General features: G+C 45.5%; 17 protein-coding genes and 1 pseudogene. 10 read left to right on the top strand and 8 right to left on the bottom strand.

Annotated elements, in window-relative coordinates; all coding sequences use genetic code 11:
• Window positions 1-55 precede the first annotated feature (55 nt).
• Both QUA07_RS10740 and QUA07_RS10745 read left to right on the top strand, forming a co-directional pair.
• Window positions 56-463: a hypothetical protein gene (locus QUA07_RS10740; protein ID WP_333324828.1), complete on the top strand. Its 408-nt coding sequence runs from the start codon at window positions 56-58 to the stop codon at window positions 461-463.
• 101 nt (window positions 464-564) lie between these two features.
• Window positions 565-1,053, top strand: a complete 489-nt coding sequence (locus QUA07_RS10745; RefSeq protein ID WP_333083403.1) for an anti-sigma regulatory factor — start codon at window positions 565-567, stop codon at window positions 1,051-1,053.
• Window positions 1,054-1,324: 271 nt separating this feature from the next.
• On the opposite strand, the gene QUA07_RS10750 is transcribed toward QUA07_RS10745, so the two are convergent.
• The gene (locus QUA07_RS10750; protein WP_333324830.1) at window positions 1,325-1,600 is read right to left on the bottom strand and encodes a DUF6439 family protein; all 276 of its coding nucleotides are present in this window, start codon (window positions 1,598-1,600) and stop codon (window positions 1,325-1,327) included.
• A gap of 211 nt (window positions 1,601-1,811) precedes the next feature.
• Here QUA07_RS10750 and QUA07_RS10755 point away from each other — a divergent pair, with 211 nt between their 5' ends.
• Window positions 1,812-2,177, top strand: a complete 366-nt coding sequence (locus QUA07_RS10755; protein ID WP_333324832.1) for a DUF2203 domain-containing protein — start codon at window positions 1,812-1,814, stop codon at window positions 2,175-2,177.
• 112 nt (window positions 2,178-2,289) lie between these two features.
• Window positions 2,290-3,681, top strand: coding sequence for an asparagine--tRNA ligase (gene asnS / locus QUA07_RS10760; RefSeq protein WP_333324834.1), 1,392 nt, complete (start codon window positions 2,290-2,292; stop codon window positions 3,679-3,681).
• Window positions 3,682-3,776: 95 nt separating this feature from the next.
• Here the strand turns inward: asnS and QUA07_RS10765 are convergent, their stop codons facing one another.
• The gene (locus QUA07_RS10765) at window positions 3,777-5,258 is read right to left on the bottom strand and encodes a pitrilysin family protein (RefSeq protein ID WP_333324889.1); all 1,482 of its coding nucleotides are present in this window, start codon (window positions 5,256-5,258) and stop codon (window positions 3,777-3,779) included.
• 193 nt (window positions 5,259-5,451) lie between these two features.
• A complete protein-coding gene (locus QUA07_RS10770; RefSeq protein WP_333324836.1) occupies window positions 5,452-7,047 on the bottom strand; it encodes a pitrilysin family protein in 1,596 nt (531 codons plus the stop codon).
• A 282-nt stretch (window positions 7,048-7,329) separates the two neighbouring features.
• Between QUA07_RS10770 and QUA07_RS10775 the strand changes: the two genes are divergently transcribed.
• A complete protein-coding gene (locus QUA07_RS10775) occupies window positions 7,330-7,947 on the top strand; it encodes a TetR/AcrR family transcriptional regulator (RefSeq protein WP_333083393.1) in 618 nt (205 codons plus the stop codon).
• 84 nt (window positions 7,948-8,031) lie between these two features.
• Here QUA07_RS10775 and QUA07_RS10780 read toward each other — a convergent pair whose 3' ends face one another.
• Complete coding sequence (locus QUA07_RS10780; protein WP_333324839.1) at window positions 8,032-8,394, bottom strand: hypothetical protein; 363 nt, start codon at window positions 8,392-8,394, stop codon at window positions 8,032-8,034.
• Window positions 8,395-8,469: 75 nt separating this feature from the next.
• On the opposite strand from QUA07_RS10780, the pseudogene QUA07_RS10785 reads away from it, so the two are divergent.
• Window positions 8,470-8,712, top strand: a pseudogene (locus QUA07_RS10785) (TetR/AcrR family transcriptional regulator); the annotation flags it as partial.
• Window positions 8,713-8,762: 50 nt separating this feature from the next.
• On the opposite strand, the gene QUA07_RS10790 reads toward QUA07_RS10785, so the two are convergent.
• Window positions 8,763-9,125, bottom strand: a complete 363-nt coding sequence (locus tag QUA07_RS10790) for a hypothetical protein (protein WP_333083390.1) — start codon at window positions 9,123-9,125, stop codon at window positions 8,763-8,765.
• A gap of 120 nt (window positions 9,126-9,245) precedes the next feature.
• Between QUA07_RS10790 and QUA07_RS10795 the strand changes: the two genes are divergently transcribed.
• Window positions 9,246-10,043, top strand: coding sequence for a cobalamin biosynthesis protein (locus tag QUA07_RS10795; RefSeq protein WP_333324841.1), 798 nt, complete (start codon window positions 9,246-9,248; stop codon window positions 10,041-10,043).
• Window positions 10,044-10,047: 4 nt separating this feature from the next.
• On the opposite strand, the gene QUA07_RS10800 is transcribed toward QUA07_RS10795, so the two are convergent.
• The gene (locus tag QUA07_RS10800) at window positions 10,048-10,416 is read right to left on the bottom strand and encodes a phage holin family protein (RefSeq protein ID WP_333046840.1); all 369 of its coding nucleotides are present in this window, start codon (window positions 10,414-10,416) and stop codon (window positions 10,048-10,050) included.
• A 109-nt stretch (window positions 10,417-10,525) separates the two neighbouring features.
• Here QUA07_RS10800 and QUA07_RS10805 point away from each other — a divergent pair, with 109 nt between their 5' ends.
• Entirely contained in the window at window positions 10,526-11,023 is a 498-nt protein-coding gene (locus tag QUA07_RS10805; protein WP_333324843.1) for a pentapeptide repeat-containing protein, read from the top strand.
• A 151-nt stretch (window positions 11,024-11,174) separates the two neighbouring features.
• Here the strand turns inward: QUA07_RS10805 and QUA07_RS10810 are convergent, their stop codons facing one another.
• Window positions 11,175-13,376 (bottom strand): transglycosylase SLT domain-containing protein, encoded by a 2,202-nt coding sequence (locus QUA07_RS10810; protein ID WP_333324845.1) that lies wholly within the window; start codon window positions 13,374-13,376, stop codon window positions 11,175-11,177.
• 338 nt (window positions 13,377-13,714) lie between these two features.
• Here QUA07_RS10810 and QUA07_RS10815 point away from each other — a divergent pair, with 338 nt between their 5' ends.
• A complete protein-coding gene (locus QUA07_RS10815; RefSeq protein ID WP_333324847.1) occupies window positions 13,715-15,193 on the top strand; it encodes a leucyl aminopeptidase in 1,479 nt (492 codons plus the stop codon).
• Window positions 15,194-15,614: 421 nt separating this feature from the next.
• Window positions 15,615-17,837 carry a PAS domain S-box protein gene (locus tag QUA07_RS10820; protein ID WP_333324849.1) on the top strand — a complete coding sequence of 741 codons (2,223 nt, stop codon included), beginning with the start codon at window positions 15,615-15,617 and terminating at the stop codon, window positions 17,835-17,837.
• A gap of 86 nt (window positions 17,838-17,923) precedes the next feature.
• Here QUA07_RS10820 and QUA07_RS10825 read toward each other — a convergent pair whose 3' ends face one another.
• On the bottom strand, window positions 17,924-23,299 hold the full coding sequence (locus tag QUA07_RS10825; RefSeq protein ID WP_333324852.1) for an AAA family ATPase: 5,376 nt from the start codon (window positions 23,297-23,299) through the stop codon (window positions 17,924-17,926).
• Between the last annotated feature and the right edge of the window lie 155 nt (window positions 23,300-23,454).

Below are 23,454 nucleotides of genomic sequence, written 5' to 3' on the forward strand. Positions count from 1 at the left end.
GCACTCAGGATTAATAAGTTTTGTAACAAATATTGATTTTGGGAGGGGCGCAGCAATGGGAGATATTTTGCCCGATCGCATTTGGGATAATAAATCGGGTTTTGGCTGCAACATACCTAGGTATGATGATTTGGCTGTTTGGCGGTCTGAGCAAGTTCTGGGCGATGGCGCTTGCCTAGGGGTGCGAGGGTCGAACCTGATTGGGGACGGTCAAGGGATCGACTTTTTTATAGTTATTTGCGAGCTTTTCCAGGTGGGGATCGTTTGTTCAAGATGTGTTGACGGCTTCGGGGATGCAGCTAGCCGTTGGGTTGCTAGTTGGCCAAAGCCGAGCTCAAAAATTTCGCTGCTGGGAGAACCTATAAGTAAAATTACTGATGGTTCTCTGCAGAAGTTTCTCAGAATCGCTGAATATTTTGTGACGTGGTTTGCTGTTCTTAATTGCTTGGATACTCTAAGATAGAAGTAGAGCTGCGCCGCTCAATTAATTAGCATTTTGAATACTAGGGAGCCAACTATGCAGGGTGTGAACTTTATCCACCTGAAAGTTAGGGAGTTTTCTGAGTGATTGCTATTTCACCTCGTCCCGTCGGACGCAATTGGATTACGATTAGCTTCGCTTCTACCCTATACCTTTGTCCTATTTTGGATCTGCTCCTAGCAGAGCTTCCGGATCACTGGCAAGCGGAATTGCGGTTGGGGCTTCAAGAAGCTTTGGTAAATGCTGCTAAGCATGGAAACAAGTTAGACCCCGGTAAAACTGTTGGAGTCCGTTTTTCGATCGTCCAAAACCAATATTGGTGGGTGATATCGGATGAAGGTTCTGGCTTTAAGGCCCCTTGCAGTTGTAACCTTTATACCGATGATTGCGACAGTCTCCTAGCAGAGGACGTTGCAGATAACTCTGGACTACCCCATGTGGAACAGGAATGCGGTAGGGGGTTGTTTATTCTTTACCAAATATTCGATCGGGTAGAGTGGAATTCTCAAGGTACAGAGTTACGGCTGTGCAAAGAACTTCCCAGTCGCTACCGGCTGCCTCGCTTGCGCTAGAACTGCTATTTGGCAGCAGTTTTTACCTCAGCTAGACCTGGAAATTTTTTCGTTCCCGGACTGAAGTTGGCAGTGAGAATTTGAACGCTCTGGCTATTGATAGCTGATCATAATGCAAAATGTTAGTTTTGAGTTAAAAAAGTATAAATCTTTTGAACTCACAATCGCGCTGCTCGATCGGGCGGCGCGATTGTCTAAGTTTTGAGCGACTAATCAAGTCAAAACTCCCAAATCAAAACCGCGAAGCGTTAGGAACAACGAAGCAATCTAATTATTTGCCGTGGGTGGGACAGGGAGGAGCAGATATCGATCGATCCAGCCATCCTGCTGCTTGGTTTAAGCGCGGGAGAGCTTCTTCAGGCTGTTTTTTGAGCAAAAACACCAAAGCGGCCGCAGCTTGCTCGCAGGCCCGCGCGGAACGGTTGGCTTTGAGGCGGTGCCAATCTTTTTCGTGGATGGCGAGGCGCCCGGCTAGAGCTTGGGCTAGTTCTACCGTGCTCAGCTCGTTGAGGTTGACAGTTTGGGTTGTTTGTGTAGTTTCAAGCATAGGTGGTAAGGAAGAAGGAAGAAGGAAGAAGGAAGAAGGAAAATGCGAGAAAATCAAGGGTTTCAGCAATTAAAAACGTTTTAAATGCCGATAAAGTTGCTATACTTATGTCTATTTGGCTAGAGTTCGTTAATTTAGAAAATATACTGCATATAATAACAATTTAATTGGAAATCGGTTTTTTTTATTATTGTCAGGTTTGCAGATCGAAATGCCTCAACAGCCGTCAGAGTTAAATCCGGAAGAGCAAGAAAGCGAGTTTGTTCAAGCGATCGCAGCAGTTGAGCGATCGCTCGCGGCAGTCAAAGAACGGTACACTCAAATTCAGGTTGATCGACAGCGCCAAGTCGAACTCGGCCATCGGCGCGAAGAAATCCGCCAGTCGGGGCGCCGAAATCCTTTGCCACCACTCAAAAAAGAATTGCGGGAAATTGAGCAAGAATTGGAAACTATCGAGTTGAATTTAGAAAGCAGCCTGTTTTCTTGGGGAAGCATAAAACAACCTTTTTGGCAAGCAGTTCGCTTTGGGGGACTCGGTATTTTGATCGGTTGGATTTTGAAATCCTATGCAGGTTGAACAATGTTGGGATTTTTGATTTTTTTATTTACCGCAGAGGGCGCAGAGGGCGCAGAGGAAGAGAAAAGAGAGAAATATGGTGCAAAATATTAAATAAACAGGAGTGGATATTATGACAAATCAACGAATAGCAGCAATTTTGCGTTCAGGTGAACCCGACGAAACTGTAACTGTTCAAGGCTGGGTTCGTACTAAGCGCGAATTGAAAGAGTTTGCCTTTGTCGAAGTCAACGATGGTTCGGCGATGGCCAACTTGCAAGTAGTCATAAATTCCGATTTGCCAGATTTTGAAAATGTACTGAAACAACTGAATACAGGTGCATCTCTAGAAGTGTCGGGAGTGCTGGTAGCATCTCCGGCAAAAGGACAGCGAATTGAGTTGAAAGCCTCACAAGTACAAGTTTACGGTGATGCAGACCCGCAAACTTATCCGTTGCAAAAAAAACGCCATTCCTTTGAATTTTTGCGGACAATCGCGCATTTGCGGCCGCGCACAAACACCCACGGTGCTGTCTTTCGAGTCCGCAATGCTTGTTCGGCGGCGGTACACCAATTTTTTCAAGAACGCGGTTTTTTGTGGGTTCATACTCCGATTATTGCTGCTAGCGACTGCGAAGGTGCGGGGGAAATGTTCGCCGTTACCAACTTTGATTTAAAGAATGTGCCGCGCACTGATTCGCAAGAGGTTGATTATGCTAAAGACTTTTTTGGAAAGCGCGCTTATTTAACAGTTAGCGGGCAGTTGGAAGCGGAAGTTATGGCGATGGCTTTCGGAAATGTTTACACTTTTGGCCCGACTTTCCGAGCGGAAAATTCTAATACTTCGCGGCATTTGGCTGAGTTTTGGATGATTGAACCGGAGATGGCTTTCTGTGATTTGCAGGGAGATATGGATTTGGCGGAGGCGTTTTTAAAGTATATTTTTAAATACGTTTTGGAGCGCTGCCCGGAAGATATGGAGTTTTTCAATGAGCGCATTGACAAAACGGTTTTGGCTACTGCTGAAAATATCATTAATAATCAGTTCGAGCGGATTACTTATACGGAGGCGATCGCACTTTTGGAAAAAGCAGACAAAAAGTTTGATTTCCCGGTAAGTTGGGGTTTAGATTTGCAGTCAGAACACGAGCGTTATTTGGCTGAGGACTTGTTTAAAAAGCCGACAATTGTCAGCGATTATCCCGTGGGGATTAAAGCATTTTATATGCGTTTAAATGATGACGAGAAAACGGTGCGAGCAATGGATGTTTTGGCTCCTAATATTGGGGAAATTATCGGCGGTTCGCAGCGGGAAGAAAGGCTGGATGTGTTGGAGCGGCGCATGGAAGCCCAGGGTATGAATAAGGAGGAATTGTGGTGGTATTTGGATTTGCGCCGCTACGGTACTGTGCCTCACGCTGGGTTTGGTTTGGGATTTGAGCGGTTAGTGCAGTTTATGACGGGAATGGGGAATATTCGGGATGTGATTCCGTTTCCAAGAGCGCCTTTGAGCATTGATTTTTAGTAGTAGGGACACGGCATTGCCGTGTCCTTACCTTGGGCGGAGGACAAGGCATTGCCGTCTCCTGAAAACAGAGGAATGCAAGCCTTTGTTACCGATTAAGTCGCTGGGGGAATTGTGATATCAACAGATTCCACTTTGACCGAAGTTCCCAAACTCGATAACGGCGGTTGAATAGCGGCAGTATTTCCCACTACTAATGTTACCAAATTTTCCGGTTTCAAGTAAGTCTTGGCTACGCGCTGCACGTCGGCAATTGTTGCTGTTTCGATGCTGCGGCGGTAGCGAAAAATGAAATCTTCGGGATAACCGTAGTATTCGTAGCGAATTAATCGCGACAAAGTTTGACTGGGATTTTCAAATTTGAAGATGAAAGAATTCAGGGTGGAATCTTTAGCATAAGCTAATTCTTCCGGGGTAATTGGTTCGGTGCGGATACGATCGATCTCGGCGCGAATTGCCTGGATAAATGGTACTGTGGCATCCGATCGCGTTTGGCCTCCTGCGACAAACACCCCCGGATAGTCATATCTCGGACTCCAAGCCGCGTATACTGAATAAGCTAAGCCTTGGCGCGATCGCACGTTATTAAACAAACGGCCACCGAAACCGTTCAAAACCCCATTCATCACATCCAAAGCACCGTAATCTGGACTGCTGAGCATTCCGCCCAAATGTCCCATTTGCACGTAACTTTGACTTAATTGCGGCTGATTTACCAAAAATACGCCGCCCCCATTTGCTGGCGCTACGGTTGGTAGTGCAGGCACTTCTGCACTTTGACTCGGTTGCCAGTTGCCGAATTTTTGCTCGACGAGCGATCGCATTTTAGCTGTATCAAAATCGCCAGAAATACCCAAAATCATATTTTTGGGATGGAAATATTTCTGGTAGAAACTCACCAAATCGTCGCGGGAAATATTGGCGAGGGTTTTGTATTCTACCGTGCGCGCGTAAGGACTGCGATCGCCATAAATTAATTTTTGAAACTCGCGGCCGGTAATACCGTCAGGATCGTCATTGCGGCGGGCGATCGCACCTTGAGTTTGGTTCTTCGCTAAATCCAACTTTTCCTTAGCAAATATTGGCTCCCGAATCACTTCTGCAAATAAGTCAAATACGGGTTCCAAATCTTCAGCTAAAGCACTAAAATTAGCGCTGCCCGAACTAACATCAATCCCTGTTTCTACCGAAGCTGCTCGCTGTTCTAGCAACTGATTTAATTCATCAGCCGTATGCCGACTCGTGCCGCCAGTTCGCATCACTTCTCCCGTCAAACCTCCCAATCCAATTTTATCGGCAGGTTCAAAACGCTCGCCCGTGCGAAATAGCGCCGTTCCCCCGACTAACGGGAGTTCCCGGTCTTCCATCAGATACACCCGGATGCCATTTTTCAGCTCGAAGCGAGTATATTTAGGCAGTTTAATTTCTGGCACCGCCGGGAATGTTAATTCGTCGTAGTGTTTCGGTGCAGCCGCGAAGGAAGGTAACAAATTAAACGTGCCCAGTGAAACAGTAAAAAAGCAAAGCGACAGCAGAAATAACTTTACTTTTTTCAGTCTCAATTTAGTCCTTTTCATTCTTTCTCCAATGTTTCCTAATTTGACAATTCGAGGCAGAGCCTCGCCGATATGCGTTCCCAGGCAGAGCCTGGAAACGAGTATTTCTTCCCTCTTCCTTCTTCCCTCTTCCCTCTTCCTTCTTCCCTCTTCCGACTTCCATCGGACTGACATCCGTTACATCCGTTACAGAATCCGTTGCCGAACCTTCTTCTTACAGCGGCAAAAGCTTTCCAATCGTGCGATTTTCCGGGCGGAAAGTTACCTGAGCGACACGCTGAATGTCAGCGGGAGTAACAGCGGCGATCGCATCCAATTCCTTGAACAAATTTCGCCACGAACCGGTTTTCACTTGATAGTCCACCAGCGCAAATGCCATGCCCATATTAGAATTGAGCGATCGCAACAAATCGGCTCTCGCCTGAGTTTTCACTCGCTCCAATTCCAAAGCAGAAACCGGCTCAGTTTTCAGGCGATCGATTTCCTTGCTCAAAGCTGCAGCTACTTCATCAACCGTGCGGCCCGGAGCAGTTTGAGCGTAAAATAACATCAAATTCGGATACTTTTCCCCCGGATAACCGCTGAAACCTTGAGCAGCCAGCGCCAATTGCTGCTCTTCTACCAAAGATTTGTAAAGCCGAGAAGTGCGGCCATCGCTGAGCAAAGAACCCATCATTTCATAAATGGCATTGTCGGGATGATTCATCGCCGGTTTGTGATACCCTTCCAAATACCAAGGTTGAGTTTTTAATTTCAGCGTGACTTCCTTCGTTTGCGTTTGGGGAGGTTCGACAATCTGCAATTCTGGAGGCGCTGGTGAAGCCTTGTAACGGCCGAAATAAATTTGAGCTAGTCGCTTCACCTCCGAAGCTTTCACGTCTCCTACCACCGCAACAGTCAGCTTGCTGGGGACGTAGTGAGTCTCGAAAAACTTCTGCACGTCACTGCGGGTGAGGTTTTTAATGTCTTCACTGTAGCCAATTACCGGGCGACGGTAGGGATGTACAGAGAAAGCTTTATTGGCAAAAGCTTCAACCATTTGTCCGATCGGAGAATTCTCGGTTCGCAGCCTGCGCTCTTCTAAAATTACCTGTTTTTCCTTGTAAAATTCCCGAAATACTGGTTCTAGAAATCGCTCAGATTCCAGCGACATCCACATTTCTAACTTGTTAGCTGGAAGGCTGTAAAAATACATTGTGGCGTCGGTGGAAGTAGCGGCATTTAGTCCGACTCCGCCTGCTTGTTCCACTATTTTGCCGAGTTCATTGCGCTTAACAAATTGCGAAGCTTCGGCTTCAACTTTGTCAAATTCTGCTTTTAATTGGGCGACTTCTTCAGTTTTGCCGCTGGCCTTGGCTGCTTGCATTTGCTCGAAGAGTTGGTCTTGTTTTTCTAGCAGCGGCTTTTCGGCTTGGTAGTCGGTAGTGCCGATTTTTGGCGTGCCTTTGAAGGCTAAATGTTCCAGATAGTGAGCGACGCCTGTTTGGCCGTCGGGTTCGTTTGCGCCGCCGACATCGGCGTGAATCAGAAACGATGCTACGGGCGCTCTGGGCCTTTCGAGTACGATAAATTTCATGCCGTTGTCGAGCTTAAATTCGCTGACTTGGCTGATTACTCGATCGAGCGACGGTTGAACAGAGACTGCTTGGGAGCCGCTAGCGGGGTTGGGGCGGGCGAGGGCGATTTCGGGAGAAAGTCCCCACCACAGCAGTACAGCGGCCAGCAGGGAGGCAATGAATCGAGTTTTGCTCACGGGCGATTCCCTACGGGATAGCTTCGCTTCACGGGGTTTTTGGAACTGCGGGGTCATTCGATTGTAGATTTTAGATTTTAGATTTTGGATTGTCAAACAAAAAAATGTTTGTGCTCGGTGGCCAGGCATTCTTTTCTAAGGATAAAGATTTTTGGAGGCATAAGCGATCTGTTGCGCCGCAGATGTTAGGCTGATACAGCAAATCTCAAAAAGGGTCTGGAGCCCGGCGAGGAGTTTTAAGTTTGGGATAAAAGCCGCGCACAACTTAAAACTTAACATTATTTAGCCATTTAGTCCCGAACCCGTAGTTCCAAGTTGCCAATTACCGATTGCAAAGCCATGCGAATTTTTAATCAGTCTCCTCCTTCTGAAACAGAAACTAAGAAGCGAATTTTACAAGCAGCTCAGCGGTTGTTTGCCCGCAGCGGATACGACGGCACGACAACTCGTGATTTAGCAGCGGCGGCGGGGGTAGCCGAGGGTACGCTATTTCGGCATTTTGATAATAAAAAAGCTATTTTGATTGAGGTGGCGACGGAAGGATGGGTGGAGTTGCTGACGGATTTGCTGACTGAATTGAGTGAGATGGGCAGTTACAAAGCAGTGGCTCAGGTGATGCGGCGGCGGATGCTGAATATCCGCGAGAATAGCGACATGATGCGGGTGTGTTTTTTGGAGGCGCAATTTCACCCGGATTTGCGCGACAGAATTCAGTTGGAAGTCATCGGAAAAATGAGCGATGTGGCTGAGGCTTTTTTTGAAACGGCGATGGAAAAAGGAGTTTATCGAAAGATGAATCCGAAGATTGTCGCTCAGGTATTTTTGGGAATGTTTGCAGTCGCGGGTTTCAGTCAAAATACGATTATGGAGCCGAATGCTTCTCCGCAAGAAATGCAGGAAATGGCTGAAGGACTCGCAGATATTTTTCTGAATGGGGTTTTGCTAAAAGATGAATAATTAGTTATGGGTTATTTATTGGTTGTTACTTATTGGTCATTATAATCAATAACCAATAACCAATAAGTAGTCACTACTCCCCACTTACTCTATAAACTCGTACATCTTTTGCACCCACTTCTCGCGATAATCCTGCCATTCATCCGTCACTACTTCCCAAGTTGTATTGCTTTCAAGTTCCAGCAAGAGACTTGATACTTCTTCTAGCGTCGAGGCTATATGACATTCTTCTACCCAACTTTCACGGATCATTTTCCAGAGACTTTGTACTGCTTCTCGCTGAAAATTTGATTCTAATTCAACTAGCAATTTGGCGAGGTGTTTTTCGTCACTTGCTGCTAACACCTCGCTCATCCAACAGTTGCGACGTTCTTTCCATTCTTCCGTCACGGCGTCCCCGTTTAGGTGGGCTTGAAACTCTAACAGTAATTGGTTTAGTTCTACCATATTAAATTTGGTCTTGTTTGCAGTTTGTGCTAGAATTGTACAAATTTTATTCATTTAGACTGTTGGTTTTTTATAATGAGCTATGTGGCGGAGATTTTTTGGAAAACTGCGATGGAAAAACAAGTTTATCTAAAGATGAATCCGAAGATTGTCGCTCAGGTATTTTTGGGAATGTTTGCAGTCGCGCCCTTCAGTCAAAATACGATTATGAAGCCGAATGCTTCTCGGCCGCAAATGCAGGAAATGGCTGAAGGACTCGCAGATATTTTTCTGAATGGGGTTTGGCTGAAAGATAAAGAATTAGTGATTAGTCATTAGGAAAATTTAGAGCCTGGAAACGCATATTTGCAGGCTCTTAACCCTCGAAACTACTCGTTAAACTTGTGCATTTCCTGTACCCATTTCTCGCGATTCTGCTGCCATTCATCTGTCACCGCTTTCCAATTGGTATTGGTTTCAAGTTCCAGCAATAAACTTGATACTTCTTGAACAATCGATGCTGCCAGACATTCTTGTACCCAACGGTCCCGACGCTCTTGCCACTGAATATCTACCGATTCCCACTGCAAGTTAGATTCCAATTCAACTAGCAATTCTGCTAGATATGTCAGGTTAACTGATGCTGCCACATCGCTCACCCAACTTTCCCGCCGCTCTATCCATTCTTTTGTCACTCCTTCCCATTTGAGGTTGCTTTCAAACTCTAACAGTAACTGATTTAGTTCTACCATCTTAAATGTTGGTTTTTTTGTAGTTTGTGCTACAATTATACCAAAATTTTCACTCAACAGAGTGTTAAGTTTTTTTTTAGATTGCGGTCGCAGTGAAACTACAGAATAGATAACTGAAGAATGAGCGATGAATTTACTTTAGATATGCTAGACATTCCCAGCGGTTGGAGCCGGGGCGAAGGTGACTGGACTGGAGTGGCGGCGGCTCTTGCTAGAGGGGAAACTGTCGAAGTAATTCAAGAAGTTGGTTCTACTTTGTGGCACAACAGCCTGCCCGAAAAACATTCTTTGTATTGGGAGGGGGAAAATCTATCAACTATCAAAGCCCGAATTTGGATTAGTTTCACCCAGAGAAGATTTTCGCCGGAATCTGCTTTGCCAAAGGTTCAGTGGCATCCAAGAGTGTTGTGGGTAGGGATAGGTTGTGAACGCGGAACAGGGCGAGAATTAATCGAAACTGCGATTAAACAAGTATGCCGTGCTTATCATTTAGCCGAAAGTGCGATCGCAGGTATTGCTACAATAGACACTAAAGCAGGTGAAGTCGGCTTGCTGGAACTTTGTCAAGCGCGAAACTGGCCGTTAAAAACCTTTGCTGCTGACATTTTAAGTTCCGTAGAAGTCCCCAACCCTTCAAATATTGTAGTCAAAGAAGTCGGGACGCCCAGCGTAGCAGAAGCTGCGGCACTTTGTGCGATCGAACTGATATCTTGTACCATTCTCAACAACAGGCAAGATGCCTGTTCCACAAAGAGTGAATCTGCTTGTGGGGTGGGTATCCTACCCGCCCGTGAAAAGCTTTTAGTCCCTAAACAAATATTTCGCAGCAAAAATCCCCCCCTTTCACAAGGAGGGGTTAGGACGGGTTCTGCGGTAACAGTAGCGGTGGCAGTTTGCCCGATCGAGTATCTGGGATAATGTATTACTGAGACAAAGTATTGGCATTCACAAATCGACCAATCAACCCAGAAACGAATGACAACACAATTGAACCCAACAAAGCCGGCCAAAAACCGTTAACCGCAAAGCCGATATTGAACGCACCCGCTAACCAGGAAGCTAGGGAAAGCGAAATTGCATTCACAACAAACAAAAACAAACCTAAAGTAATAATGGTCAAAGGCAGCGTCAGCAATGTAAGAATCGGTCTGACAACCGCATTCACCAATCCGATAACAACAGCAGCCAGCATCGCTGCCGGAAAGCTAACTACCGCAATACCTGGTACAATGTTAGCGGTAATGATCAGCGAAACCGCTGCTACTATCCAAGTTAAGAAAAAACTTAGCATATCTTTTTTTCCATCTCCATCACTATTAATTAAGATTGTAACTGTTTAGTCGATCGACCAAAGTTCGGGATACACTACGAAATACCCACCTTCCGAGAATATCAGACTTATGAAACTCCGGCAACTAGCTGCATTGCTATTAGCGTTAACTATCTTCATCTTCCCGCGGCCAGCCCAGGCTCAATCTAAATATTACGCTCCGCCCTTGTCCTTTAGCAACGCCGAACTGACAAGACGCGATTTTTCTGGTCAAATGCTGCGGGCCGCTGAGTTTTCTAACGCTAATATGGACTTGACTAATTTTTCTAATGCCGATTTGCGGGGAGCAATTATGAGCGCTTCGGTGATGACTCAGGCGAATTTGCACGGCGCCAATTTGACTAATGCAATGATAGATCAAGTTAAATTTACTAATGCCGATTTAAGTGATGCCATTTTAGCGGAAACAATTTTGCTGCGTTCTACTTTTGACGGAGTTGATATCACCGGCGCTGACTTTACTGATGCAATTATGGACGGATCACAAGTTAAAGAATTGTGCACAAAGGCAACCGGGATTAATTCTCAAACTGGGATTTCTACTCGCGATTCTTTAGGATGCCGCTGATTTATTTTATTATCCCATAATTTAAATTTCTGGAATATTGATGAGGGGCCGGGCTAAAAGCCCACCCCCCCAAAATCAATACACAAAATAAATTTTTTTGTGGAACGGGCCGGAGAGCCCCTTCCTGAAAGATTAGCTTAAACCAAATTTACTAAGGCTTTGCTTTTTTCTGAGCAGCAGCATAATGCTCACTCATTAACTGATTAACTTCGGGATTGTAAATCCGCAGATAATTCCAGTAATTCTCAAACACCGATTTCACGTATCCTTTCGTTTCAGGAAACGGAATCTTTTCCGCAAAAGCATCCGGGTCACTAAAATTAAACCTCTTCAACCAATCTGATACTGCATTTGGTCCGGCATTATAACTCGCCACAGCTAACATCGAGTTATTCTTGTACTCGTCGTGAGTGTGATCCAAATACCACGTACCTAGTTTAACGTTGTCATCCACATTCTCCAATGAATACTTTTTGAGGCTGATTTGTCCAGCAACCCAAGCTGCTGTTTCCGGCATTACTTGCATTAAACCAGTGGCGCCAACTGATGATTTGATGGCGGGCATAAACCGCGATTCTTGCCGGATTAATGCTGTTACTAATACTGGATTTATTTTGCGTTCTTGCGACCATTTGACAATGGTTTCTAAGTAAGGAAAAGGATAAAGTGCTTGCCAATAAATAGGTTGCTGTCTGAGTTCGAGGTATTGGGTTCTATCATCTGGTTTATCGCGCTGCCTCAAACTCCCAACCATCCACAAGCCGTCTAAATTGTCTCCAACTGCAACTCGCATTAAACCGTCGGTAAACTGTTCGGCAATACTTGGTTCTACGCGGTCGATAAATTCTATTTGCCACAGCGTCCAAGCATCTCTATCTTGACCTAATTGATAGAGTTCTTTCAACGCAGGAGAACCCGCAGTTGGTTCGGGGCGCTGAGGGGGCCGCACTACATTGGGAGACAAATCTCGGACTGTGGTAAAGTCGCCGACGGGCCAGCCGAGAAGTACAGCCGATCGCCACGCAAAATATGATTCTGGATAGCGTAAAATAGTATAGTCAAATGCAGTCTTGGCGTCTTGTTTGCGGCCGAGTTGCTGTGCCCATTTCCCGACCCAAAATGCGGCTTCTGGAGCTTGTTCGCTGTCGGGATTGTGGGTGGTTAATTCTCTCGCCCACTGCCAAGCTGATTTTAAATCTCCGCCTTTGGCAAACTGTTGGGCGATCGTCCACCGCAATTCCCCTGCTTTATCAGAATTATTGTATTTTGTCAAGAGCAACTTCCGGGTATCTGAGGCGGATTGACCACTGCGTGCTTTGTCGAGAAGTTGCGATTTATCTAACAAAGCTTCGGGGGCATAATTGGGAAATTTGCTAATAACTCGATCGAGCAAAACGATCGCTTCTTTCGGTTCGCTCAGCCGCGATAGCCGAATTAAACCCAAACCAGTATCTTCGGCATCGGGAAACTCGCGCACTAATTCTTGATAGGCAATTCTGGATTCCGGGATTTTTCCGTCGAGCCACAAACCGCGAGCTTTGCGGTAAAGATTTTTGGCGTTGCGGGGGGCTTTCCCGTAAGCAATAGCTCCTTTGCCATAATCTTGTTTTTCCCAATAGCCAAAGGCAATTTCTTCCCAATCTTCCGGTTTCAAACCGGCGCTGTTTCGCTGCACCAGTTGTTCCAAAATTGTCCCGTAATCTTTGACATAATGACCGTGTTTTGCTACGAGCAGCATCAACTTCGGCTGATTGGGATTTTCTTTTAACTTGCGGAGGGCAATTTCTACGCTGCGGGGATGACCCGGAAATTCAGTAATTGCCTGTTGCCAATATTCCGGTTTTGACTTGCCTAAAACATATAAAGCTTCCGCTGCTACCGGGTCGCTCGGATAGTTTTTGAGCAGTTCCTCCCAAGCTTTTTGAGTTTTGCCCTTGTCGCCGGTCAATTGGTAAGCTTGCGCTCTTTTTAAGGCAATGTGAGCAGCTAAAACCGGATATTCTTGCTCTAATTTGTCCAATAATTTTAATGCTTTGGCCGCATTTCCTTGCTGGATTAAATCGCTGGCAAGCAGATAGCGGGCGCGGCTTTGAGGGGAGATTTCCTGCTGCGGGTTCGTACTTGCAGACTGACTGGTTGCGAGTTCAACTAATTTCGCCGATCGCTCGATCGGTGATAGCGATACCAGCATCTTGACTTGCGATTCGGAATTCGCTGCATTCAGCGGCTGCTCGGCCTTCTGGACCGAGCCAAAACCCATCCATTTCATCGCAGCAACCAAAGAGCCGATCGCAATAACGCAAACTGAAACGCTGATTAAAACAGAAAATCGGGCCCGGCGTCGTTTTAGCATGGGAAAATTTAAGAGAATAAGATATAAAGAACCGATCGTTTGTCAAGAGCTATCACAGGCAGGATGGGTGTTCCACGCCATCACAGGCAGGATGCCTGTTCAACGAGAAATAAATGTTAAGAGTGGGGCAAAAACGGACAGCCGACCCCCAAACAGATGATTGAGATTGGTGGAAGATCCGATCGCAGGCGGACTTGGCTGATATAGTAGCAGAATTTATTTCGATGTGGAGCGAAGAATTTGTGCGATCGATCTATTTCCCCGCACCAATGAAAAACCCCAAACCACCCACTACAAAGTACAATCAAAAATCTAAAATCTAAAGTGTAAATCAAAACATGGAATTTCTAGTCACCGATACGCCCCGCTCTGTTTGGACGGGAGACGCCCTGGCAATTGGTCTATTTGAGGACGCCCTGGAACTCACGGGCGAGCTGGCACAATTAGATGAAAAGCTTGCAGGCACTTTGAAAGAGCTGCTACTGGAAGTAGATTTTAAGGGCAAAGTGGGCACGAGCGCCATCACCCGCGTGGGCGGCAATAATCCCATTCGCAAAATTGCGATCGTCGGTTTGGGCAAAACAGAGGACTTAAAATTAGACACCGTGCGGCAAGCAGCAGGCGTTTGCGCCAAGTTAGCCAAAAAAGAGAAATGCAAAACCCTCGGAATTAGCTTTCCGGTGTGGAAAAACGCGCCGGATGTTACAGCAAGCGCGATCGCCGAAGGTGTAGAACTTTCCCTAAATCAAGACAACCGTTTCAAATCGGAACAGGAAGACAAAAGCCCGCAAATCGAACAAATTCATTTGCTCGGTTTTGCCGGTACCGAAAGTGCGATCGCCCGCGCCCGCCAAATCACTGCCGGAGTCATTTTAGCACGCGAATTAGTCGCAGCGCCTGCAAATTTTGTCACCCCGATTACCATGGCAGAAACTGCTCAAAGTCTGGCTGCCGAATGCGGTTTAGAATTAGAAATACTGGAGCGGGAAGACTGCGAAAAACTAGGCATGGGAGCCTTTCTCGGCGTGGCACTAGCATCTGATTTACCACCCAAATTCATCCATTTGACTTACAAACCAGAAGGTACACCGCGTCGCAAAATAGCAATTGTGGGCAAAGGATTGACCTTTGATTCCGGCGGTTTGAACATCAAAGGTGCGGGCAGCGGCATTGAAATGATGAAAATAGATATGGGCGGCGCTGCGGCTACTTTGGGAGCGGCAAAGGCGATCGGACACATCAAACCCGATGTGGAAGTTCACTTTATCAGCGCCGTCACTGAAAACATGATTAGCGGCCGCGCCATGCGCCCTGGAGACATCCTTACAGCTTCCAACGGCAAAACAATTGAAGTCAACAATACCGACGCTGAAGGTCGTTTAACCCTGGCTGATGCTTTGGTATTTGCTGATAAATTGGGAGTTGACGCGATTGTCGATTTAGCAACTCTAACCGGGGCCTGCGTAATTGCTTTAGGCGACGATATCGCGGGTTTGTGGAGTCCTCAAGATAGCGTCGCCGCCGAAATAGTCGCGGCCTCAGAATTGGCAGGCGAAAAATTTTGGCGAATGCCGATGGAAGAAAAATATTTTGAGGGCTTGAAAGCATTGCACGCTGACATGAAAAACACAGGTCCACGTCCCGGCGGTTCGATTACGGCGGCGCTATTTTTGAAGCAGTTTGTAAAGGATACTGCATGGGCGCATTTAGATATTGCCGGCCCGGTTTGGACTGACAAAGAAAATGGCTACAATGGCCCTGGCGCTACCGGTTTTGGAGTTCGGACTTTGGTGCATTGGGCGCTCGGCGGCGCTTAATTGTGGATTCCCAGCGCAAAAATTGAGATTTTCTCTGCCTTAAAAGTCTGCTAGTCCATCTGTGAGCCAGGGGTTAAAAACCTCTGGCTCACTGCTTAAGTAATCTAAAAGAAAATTTAATAGTGATCATTAACAATTTAAATGTTTCTGAAGCAATCAGTAGGCGAACCTATCTATTCCGTCACAGGGAGCAACGTAAGCGTTGTAAGCGTTGCGAGCCGTGACGCTCGGCATGGCTCATACTTCGGGAAACCTTCGCTCCCAAAGCCTAACCGAGACAGTTTTGACATTCCTTTACAAAATAGCTGTTTCATAAAAAATGAAAAAAGTATATAATTATGTAAATATTTCACTAGCCAAAATCAAATAATTAGATTTGATCTGATTTGCATTGGTACAGATAATTTTTTTCTTGAACTTTATGCAAGAACAATTAACAATTTTTTTTTCAACACTTGCTGTATCTTCCACACTCGGCTGCAACGCGGTACCGGAGTTGCGACTGTACGCTGTTTTTGACTCCCTGACGGCACTGGCTTATTGCTCGATCGCCCTCTCTTTAGTTTATTTTTCCCGCCAAGGTTCTCACCGCAAGATTTTCCGGCTGTTTGCCGTTGTTTTTTTTGCCTGGGGCGCTGCTAAATTGACGGAAGTTTGGACGCTTTGGCATTCCATATATTGGCTGTCGGTAACTCTCAAAGCTACAAGTGCTTTGATTTCTTTGCTTTTAGCCGCAGTCGCTCTCGCCCTCATGCCGAAAGCACTTGCAGATTCTGGTTTAAATCACAAAGAAAATCTTCAACAACTGCCGTTAAAACAGGTAGAAAAAAACCATCACCAGCATGATATCCACAAAGGAGAATTGGCAAAACCATCCCTCAATTTTTCCCCTTCCGATACTATTGTCGATCGCGCTTTAGATATCAATTCGCTTAACGAACAGTTAGAAAAAGAAATTGCCGATCGCCACCGAGTTGAGGAAAAGTTGCAACTGACTCAGTTTGCGATCGACCGATCGGCAGATGCGGTATTCTGGATCGGGTCGGACGGTAAATTTTTGTACGTCAACGACTCTGCTTGCACTTCATTGGGATATTCTGCAGCAGAATTGCTTTCGATGACCGTACACGACATCAATCCAGATTTTCCCCAAACTGCTTGGAGTTTGCACTGGAAAGTCTTAAAACGCTGCGGTTCGGTTAATATTGAAGTTCACCACGTCACTAAGTACGGTCGCATTTTTCCGGTAGAAATTACGATCGATCATTTGGAATTTAACGGCAAAGAATATCAGTGTGCGTTTGCTCGTGACATTAGCGAGCGTAAGCGGATTGAGGCAGCTTTGCGAGAAAGGGAAGAAGAATTTAGGTCATTAGTTTCTAGCATTCCTGGTGCAGTTTACCGTTGCAGTGCTGCTGGGCGATCGAGCCTAACTTTTATCAGCAGTGGCATAGAAGCTATTTCCGGCTATCCCGCAGCTAACTTTATGCAAAAACCGGTGCAGGCTTTTCCGAGTATAGTTCATCCCGATGACGTGCAGCATATCGAGACAATTATCGATCGGGCTATTAAAACAAAACAACCTTATATCATCGAATATCGCCTGATGCACTGCGACGGAAATGTGCGGTGGGTTGCAGAGAAAGGTCAAGCCCTTTTCAACGCAGACGGTGAAGTTTTATCCCTCAACGGTGCGATTTTTGATATGACAGAGCGCAAAGCAGCGGAGGATGCTTTGCGACTCTCCGAGGCGATCGCCAACAACAGAGCCCAGCAGCTAGAAATCGCTCTCAAAGAACTCCGAGAAACTCAAGCTCACCTAATTCATACCGAAAAAATGTCAAGTCTCGGTCAAATGGTAGCTGGAGTAGCTCACGAAATTAATAACCCGGTCAGTTTTATCTACGGCAATATTTCCTATGCTAGCCAATATATCAGAGACTTGTTGCAGCTTGTGGAACTTTACAAAAAACACTATCCTCAGCCAGCGGTAGAAATTCAACAATGTATTGACAATATCGATTTAGAGTTTTTGACAGAAGATTTGCTAAAAATATTATCTTCGATGAAAATGGGAGCCGATCGCATTCGCGAAATAGTTCTGAGTTTGCGAAACTTCTCGCGTTTAGACGACTCGGTAAAAAAACCTACTAACCTTCACGAAGGCATAGATAATACCCTCTTAATATTGCACAATAAACTCCGAGCCAGAGGCGACTATCCCGAAATAAAAATAATCAAAGATTACGGTCAACTCCCTTTAATAGAATGTTATGCAGGTCAGCTCAATCAGGTATTTATGAATCTGCTTAGCAACAGTATTGACGCCTTGGAAGATGCTTGCAACCAAAAAAGGCGAGCTGCGGCGGTCGGGGACGATTGGAAACCAACTATTAGCATTCGCACAGAAGCCCTGAACGAAAATAGTATTTGTATCCGCATTGCCGATAATGCGATCGGCATGACAGAAGACGTGCGGAGCCGATTATTTGACCCGTTTTTCACGACAAAACCGATGGGAAAAGGCACTGGTTTAGGGTTAGCCATCAGTTACCGAATTGTGGCGGAAAAACACGCCGGAGCCTTGAGCTGCCGTTCCACCGTAGGAGAAGGTACGGAATTTGCGATCGAAATTCCTTTATAAATTAGTACGATTGTCAAGTGGGCTGTAAAGAAAAATCCATTTTCAAAAAAAATCAAAAAATTGGCTATAAATTACCAAGCTAATAATCAACATGGCAGTGAAATCGTAAATTCTGTACCTCGACCTAAAGTTGAGTTGACTTCTAGCATACCAGAGTGTTTCTCAACTACAATTTGCCGTGCGATCGCCAAACCCAACCCGGTACCTTTCCCCACACCTTTGGTTGTAAATAAGTGGTCAAAAATATGACCTTTTATCTCATCGGATATCCCTGGCCCGTTGTCATAAATGCGAATCGTCACCCACTCAGAAGACTTCATTTCTGTCCGAATCGTGATGCAATTAGCTGGGGCTTTAATCTTCTCTAAACCAGCTTCGCGATTTGATTCTTCCACTGCATCAATCGCATTCGCCAATATATTCATAAACACCTGATTTAATTGTCCGGGGAAGCAATCAACTGATGGCAAGTTGCCGTACTCTTTCACAACTTCAATCGCTGGACGATGTTCGTTCGCTTTCAATCTGTGTTTGAGGATCAAAATTGTACTGTTAATTCCGTCATGAATATTGAAAGGAACTTTGTAGTCTTTGTCTGCTCTGGAGAAGGTACGAAGACTGGTGCTGATACCTTGGATGCGATCGCACCCGATTTGCATCGAATTCAACATTTTGGGTAAATCTTCTACGAGATATTCAATATCAAGTTCTTCTGCTATTTGCTCGATTTCATCCCCAGGATGGGGAAATTTTTCTTGGTAGACTTGCAGGTATTTGGTCAGATCTTTGACAGCGGCGATCGCTTCATGGATATTCCCAGAAATAAAACCGACTGGATTATTAATTTCATGGGCTACCCCGGCTACTAAATTACCCAAAGCCGACATTTTTTCGCTCTGTACTAATTGCAGTTGAGATTGTTCAACCTGGTGGGCATAGTCCTGCGCTTGCTGATACAGTCGCGCATTTTCTAAGGAAATGGCAGCCTGGGTGCAGAGGAAGTTGAGGACGAGGAGCCGATCGCGAGTAAACACTCCTTTTGTCGATCGATGTTCGAGATAAAGTATCGCAACTAAGTTCCCGCGATCGACAATTGGAGTACATAGCATACTCTGAGAGTGATACTGGAGCGTACAGTCATTCATTAAACCCGGAATATCGGTCTTGCCACCTTCAATAACCACAGTTTCCAGGGTGTGTTTGACATAATAAACCAGCTTGAGCGGAATCACCGCCGAGCCATCTATAGGTTGGGTTTGCAGTAAGGTTGTGGGTAACTCGTTATCTGGATTGATGTGAGTTATTGCTCGGATTTGCCATTCATCCTGATGGGGGAGTAGCAAAGCACACGTTTCTGCTCCAGAAGTTTTCAAAATAATTTGATTGAGGGTGTCGAGTAATTCATCAAGCTGAATTTTACTGGATAAAGCTTGAGCAGCTTGCACAATAGATGCGAAATCAAGGGCATCGGAAATACTCGTGCTGCTGCTGGTGGAAGTGTGCGAAGACGGGCTCATCGTTGCTAGCGTCTCTAGGGGATTAAAGCGAAGTTTGGGCTGATTCAGGATGGGATGAAGTAATTGGGGATAGCGTTGTTCTAAGTCTTCAACTTTGGCTAGTGCACCCCAACGGGCATAACAGTAATATGCTTCCTGCATATAGCTGGCGGCGACTTTTTCTTTGCCCCATTCCCAGTAGAATTTTGCTGCGAGTTCGTTGGCTAATCCTTCCTCTTGGATATAACCGTTTTCTTTGGCTCCTTGAATTGCTAGATCGTAAAATTCTAGAGCTTCTGTTTTGCAATTGAGGAGTTGATGCTTTTGGGCTTCAACTAAATGGTACTTGTGCAAGTAATTCATGGGAGCATAATGCGCCCATTCTTTTAACTTTTCTTGATTTTCTTGCATTCGCTGCCATCGAGGCTCCGACTCAGTTTTCGATTCACCAGGAGTAGCCAGCACGGTCAGAGAATCATAGAAATATAAGATCGGTTCAACGACACTTCCCATCCCTCCGGCCAAATACTGTCGGGTTTGAGCCCCATCGTGTTCCGCTTGGGCAAAGTCTTGGAGCCAGTAATTTAATGTGAATCGATACAGATAAAAGAAGGATAGTCGGTAAAAATCGACTTTGGCCTCATCCAGGATTTTTTCTTCGTATGAATCTTGGCGTAAGGGAATCTCGTTCTCTGACTCACCCAGCAGAATGAGAGCAGCTTGCCAGTAAGCCAAAACACAGTTTGCTGCTGTGACTTGGTGGAGGTCGCACAACTGTTGGTAATAGGCGCGAATTTGGGGTTCGAGTTCACTTAGCGGTTGACCGCACCAATAAGCATTAAAGCAGTACAACTGGGCGTCGTAGCCCATAAATTCTAGATTGCCGGTTTCCAATCCAGCTTGATAGCCATCGAGAAGAATGGGCAGCGATTCTTGTAGATGGGTCGTCCAATGACCAACATATCCCCCCATTAACAGGGCTGTTGCGGCTCGAATATTTTTGGCATCTGGCTCTGAGGCGAGTTGGTATCCTAATTGCCCAAACTGAGGCACCTTTGTCATGTCTCCCCACAGAATTCTCAGTTGGAAGGCGTAACCAGCGTAGCAATAGGGCGAAACAGGACTATTTCCAAATTGAATTGATAATTTGACCTGTAAAGCAACTATTAGGAAATAGAGCTTTGAGCCTGTCATGTAACAGACGGGTGTAAGACGAGCCGCATTTTGCATAATTGCTAACTGCTGGGCATCAGTCATGTTCGGCAGATGAATGAATGTCTCAATTGAGCGACCCTCAATTAGGGCATCAATTTCCTGCTTCAACTGCCGAATATCGTCTAGGGTTGGTTCATTTGGTAGGTTGACGCCTAACATTTGGAAGACTGATTGACCGATCGCGATCGCCTCGACAAATTTATTGTGGGCTACCAATGCCTGGATTTTGACTTGGTAAACTTGCACCTGTTCTAAAGGTGTTTTCGCATGATGAATCACCGCCTCAATCCACTGGTGCATCTGCTCAAAATCGCCTGCCAAAAAAGCCACCTCGGCAGCCAAGTCGTACAAAGATAGGGTCATTTCGTACTGCCGTTGCCAAGCCTCTGTTCCCAGCAGTTTCAGGCCCACTGTGGCATATTCGCGGGCGGCTTGATATGCGGTGGCGGCTCTGGCTTTGCGGCAAGCAGTGAGGTTGAGTTGGGCGAGTTCCTCCCTTTCCTGCTGTTCTACAACCATTATGGTTCCGTAGTTCAACTGATTGACTAATTCAAAAATGCGTTCTTCTCTGGCTTCGGCTGAAATTTGTTGCAGGAGTAATTGCCCGATTTGATAATGGGCGATCGCGCGTTCTTCTTCCGGAATCAAAGAATAAGCGGCTTGCTGGACGCGATCGTGCAAGAAGCGATAGGAAACTGTTTGAGAAGTAGCTCGATCGATATTGTCTTCTTCCCCTACATAAAATTTATAAATCTCACTCTGAGGTAAAACAAAACCTTCCTGTAAAGTTTTCCATAAAGCCGTTGCCGTTTCAGTCTCAGATATTTGCGAAACAATTGCTAATGTTGTCAGATCGAACTGATTGCCAATGCAAGCGGCTAATTTTAAAACTGACTGAGTTTCAACGGGCAATTTCTGTAACTGCTGCGCCATGAATTCAACTACATCATCCGTCAGTGCAGCTTCGGTAATTTTGCTAATATCGCACTGCCAATATCCTGCTTTAATATCAAAAATAATCACTTCATCTTGATGCAATGCCTTGAGAAACTGCGTCGCAAAAAATGGGTTTCCTTTTGTCTTCTGATACACCAATTCCGTCAGCGGTTCTGCTAAGTTAAGAGAACAAGTCAGCGTATCTGCTACTAATTGATTCAAACTGGTTCGAGCCAGAGGTGCCAGTGTGATGGTATTGACAGTTGCCCCTGTTTTAGTGACTTCATCTAAAGTCAACATCAAGGGATGGGCAGGGGAAACTTCATTGTCTCGATAGGCTCCAATTAATAGCAGGTGACTGGATTGGGATTCACCTATGAGCAACTGCATCAACTTTAAAGATGCCGAATCAGCCCATTGTAAGTCATCCAGAAACATCACTAAGGGATGCTCTTTTGTGGTAAAGACAGAGATAAATTTTTGGAATAGTAAATTGAACAGATTTTGAGCAGCTATCCCTGATAATTCTGGGGCTGGGGGTTGTTGTCCGATAATCCGTTCTAGTTCAGGAATGACTTCAATAATGACTTGTCCGTTGTCACCAAGGGCTGCTAAAATTTTGGTTTTCCATGCTTGGATTTGAAGATCGCTTTCACTGAGCAATTGTGTCATTAAATCGCGAAAGGCTTGCACAAATGCCGAAAAGGGAATATTGCGATTGAACTGGTCAAATTTACCTTTACTGAAATAGCCATGCTTTCGGACAATGGGTTTGTGAACTTCATTGACCACAACGGTTTTTCCGATGCCGGAAAAGCCTGCAACGAGCATCATTTCGCTGTTCCCTTGTGCTACTCGTTCAAAGGCTGCTAAAAGTTGCTGTATTTCTCGTTCTCGACCATAGAGTTTTTCGGGAATCAGGAAGCGATCGCATACATCCCGCGTTCCTAACTCAAAAGTTTCAATCTTTCCAGTTTCTTGGCACTGCTGCAAACACCGTTCTAAGTCATGCTTCAATCCCAAGGCACTTTGATAGCGTTTTTCGGCATTTTTTGCCATTAGCTTCATGACAATATCCGAAACCACCTGCGGGATTTCTTTGCTGTTTATTGAAGGAGGTTGTTTGGCAATATGGCAGTGAACCAACTCCATGGGGTCGTCACATTCAAATGGCAGTTTTCCTGTCAGGAGTTCGTAAAAGGTGGCTCCCAGAGAATAAAAGTCGGTGCGGTAGTCGATGCCTCGGTTCATTCGTCCAGTTTGTTCGGGAGAAATATAGGCGAGGGTTCCTTCTAAAACGTTGGGATTTTGAATTTCTTGAGTTTCTCTCGGCAGTAGGGAGGCGATGCTAAAGTCAATTAGTTTAATTTGTTTAGTTTTCGGATGTATGAGGACGTTAGCTGGCTTAATATCTTTGTGGATGACTCGGTTTCGGTACAGTCCGTCAAGGATGTCAGTTATTTGAATGGCAATTTCCAATATTTCTGCTAGAGTCAGCGATGCCTCTTGGGCGTAGTCTCGCAGAGAAATGCCCCCAAAATCCTCCATTACTAGGGCATAGCTGTGGCGATAGGAGTCCAAATTGTAGGGTTCAACGACTCCCGGCAGACGTAGGTTTTTGGCGATGGTGTACTGGTTGCGGAATTGCAGCAGTTCGCTGAAGCTGGGATAGTCTCGATTTAATAGTTTAATGACAACCGGAAGCTGATCTGTTTCTCGAATGGCTCGATAAACTAGGGTTCTGGAACCACAGTATAATTGCTCAACCAGATGATATCCTGAAACTCGCTTCGTCAAATCCACTGCTGCACTCATCTGGATTACCCCATCTCAGACATTGACTATTGTAACTAATTATACACTTTTATTGGTCTAGTCTGAGGAAAATAAAACTGCGAAATCCCCAAGCGACAGACTCTACCGCTTTTATTCTTTTTCACTTTTAAAGAGAAAGATGGCGCTCTATCAAG

This window comes from Microcoleus sp. T3_A4, assembly GCF_036700465.1.
Classification (GTDB): domain Bacteria; phylum Cyanobacteriota; class Cyanobacteriia; order Cyanobacteriales; family Microcoleaceae; genus Microcoleus.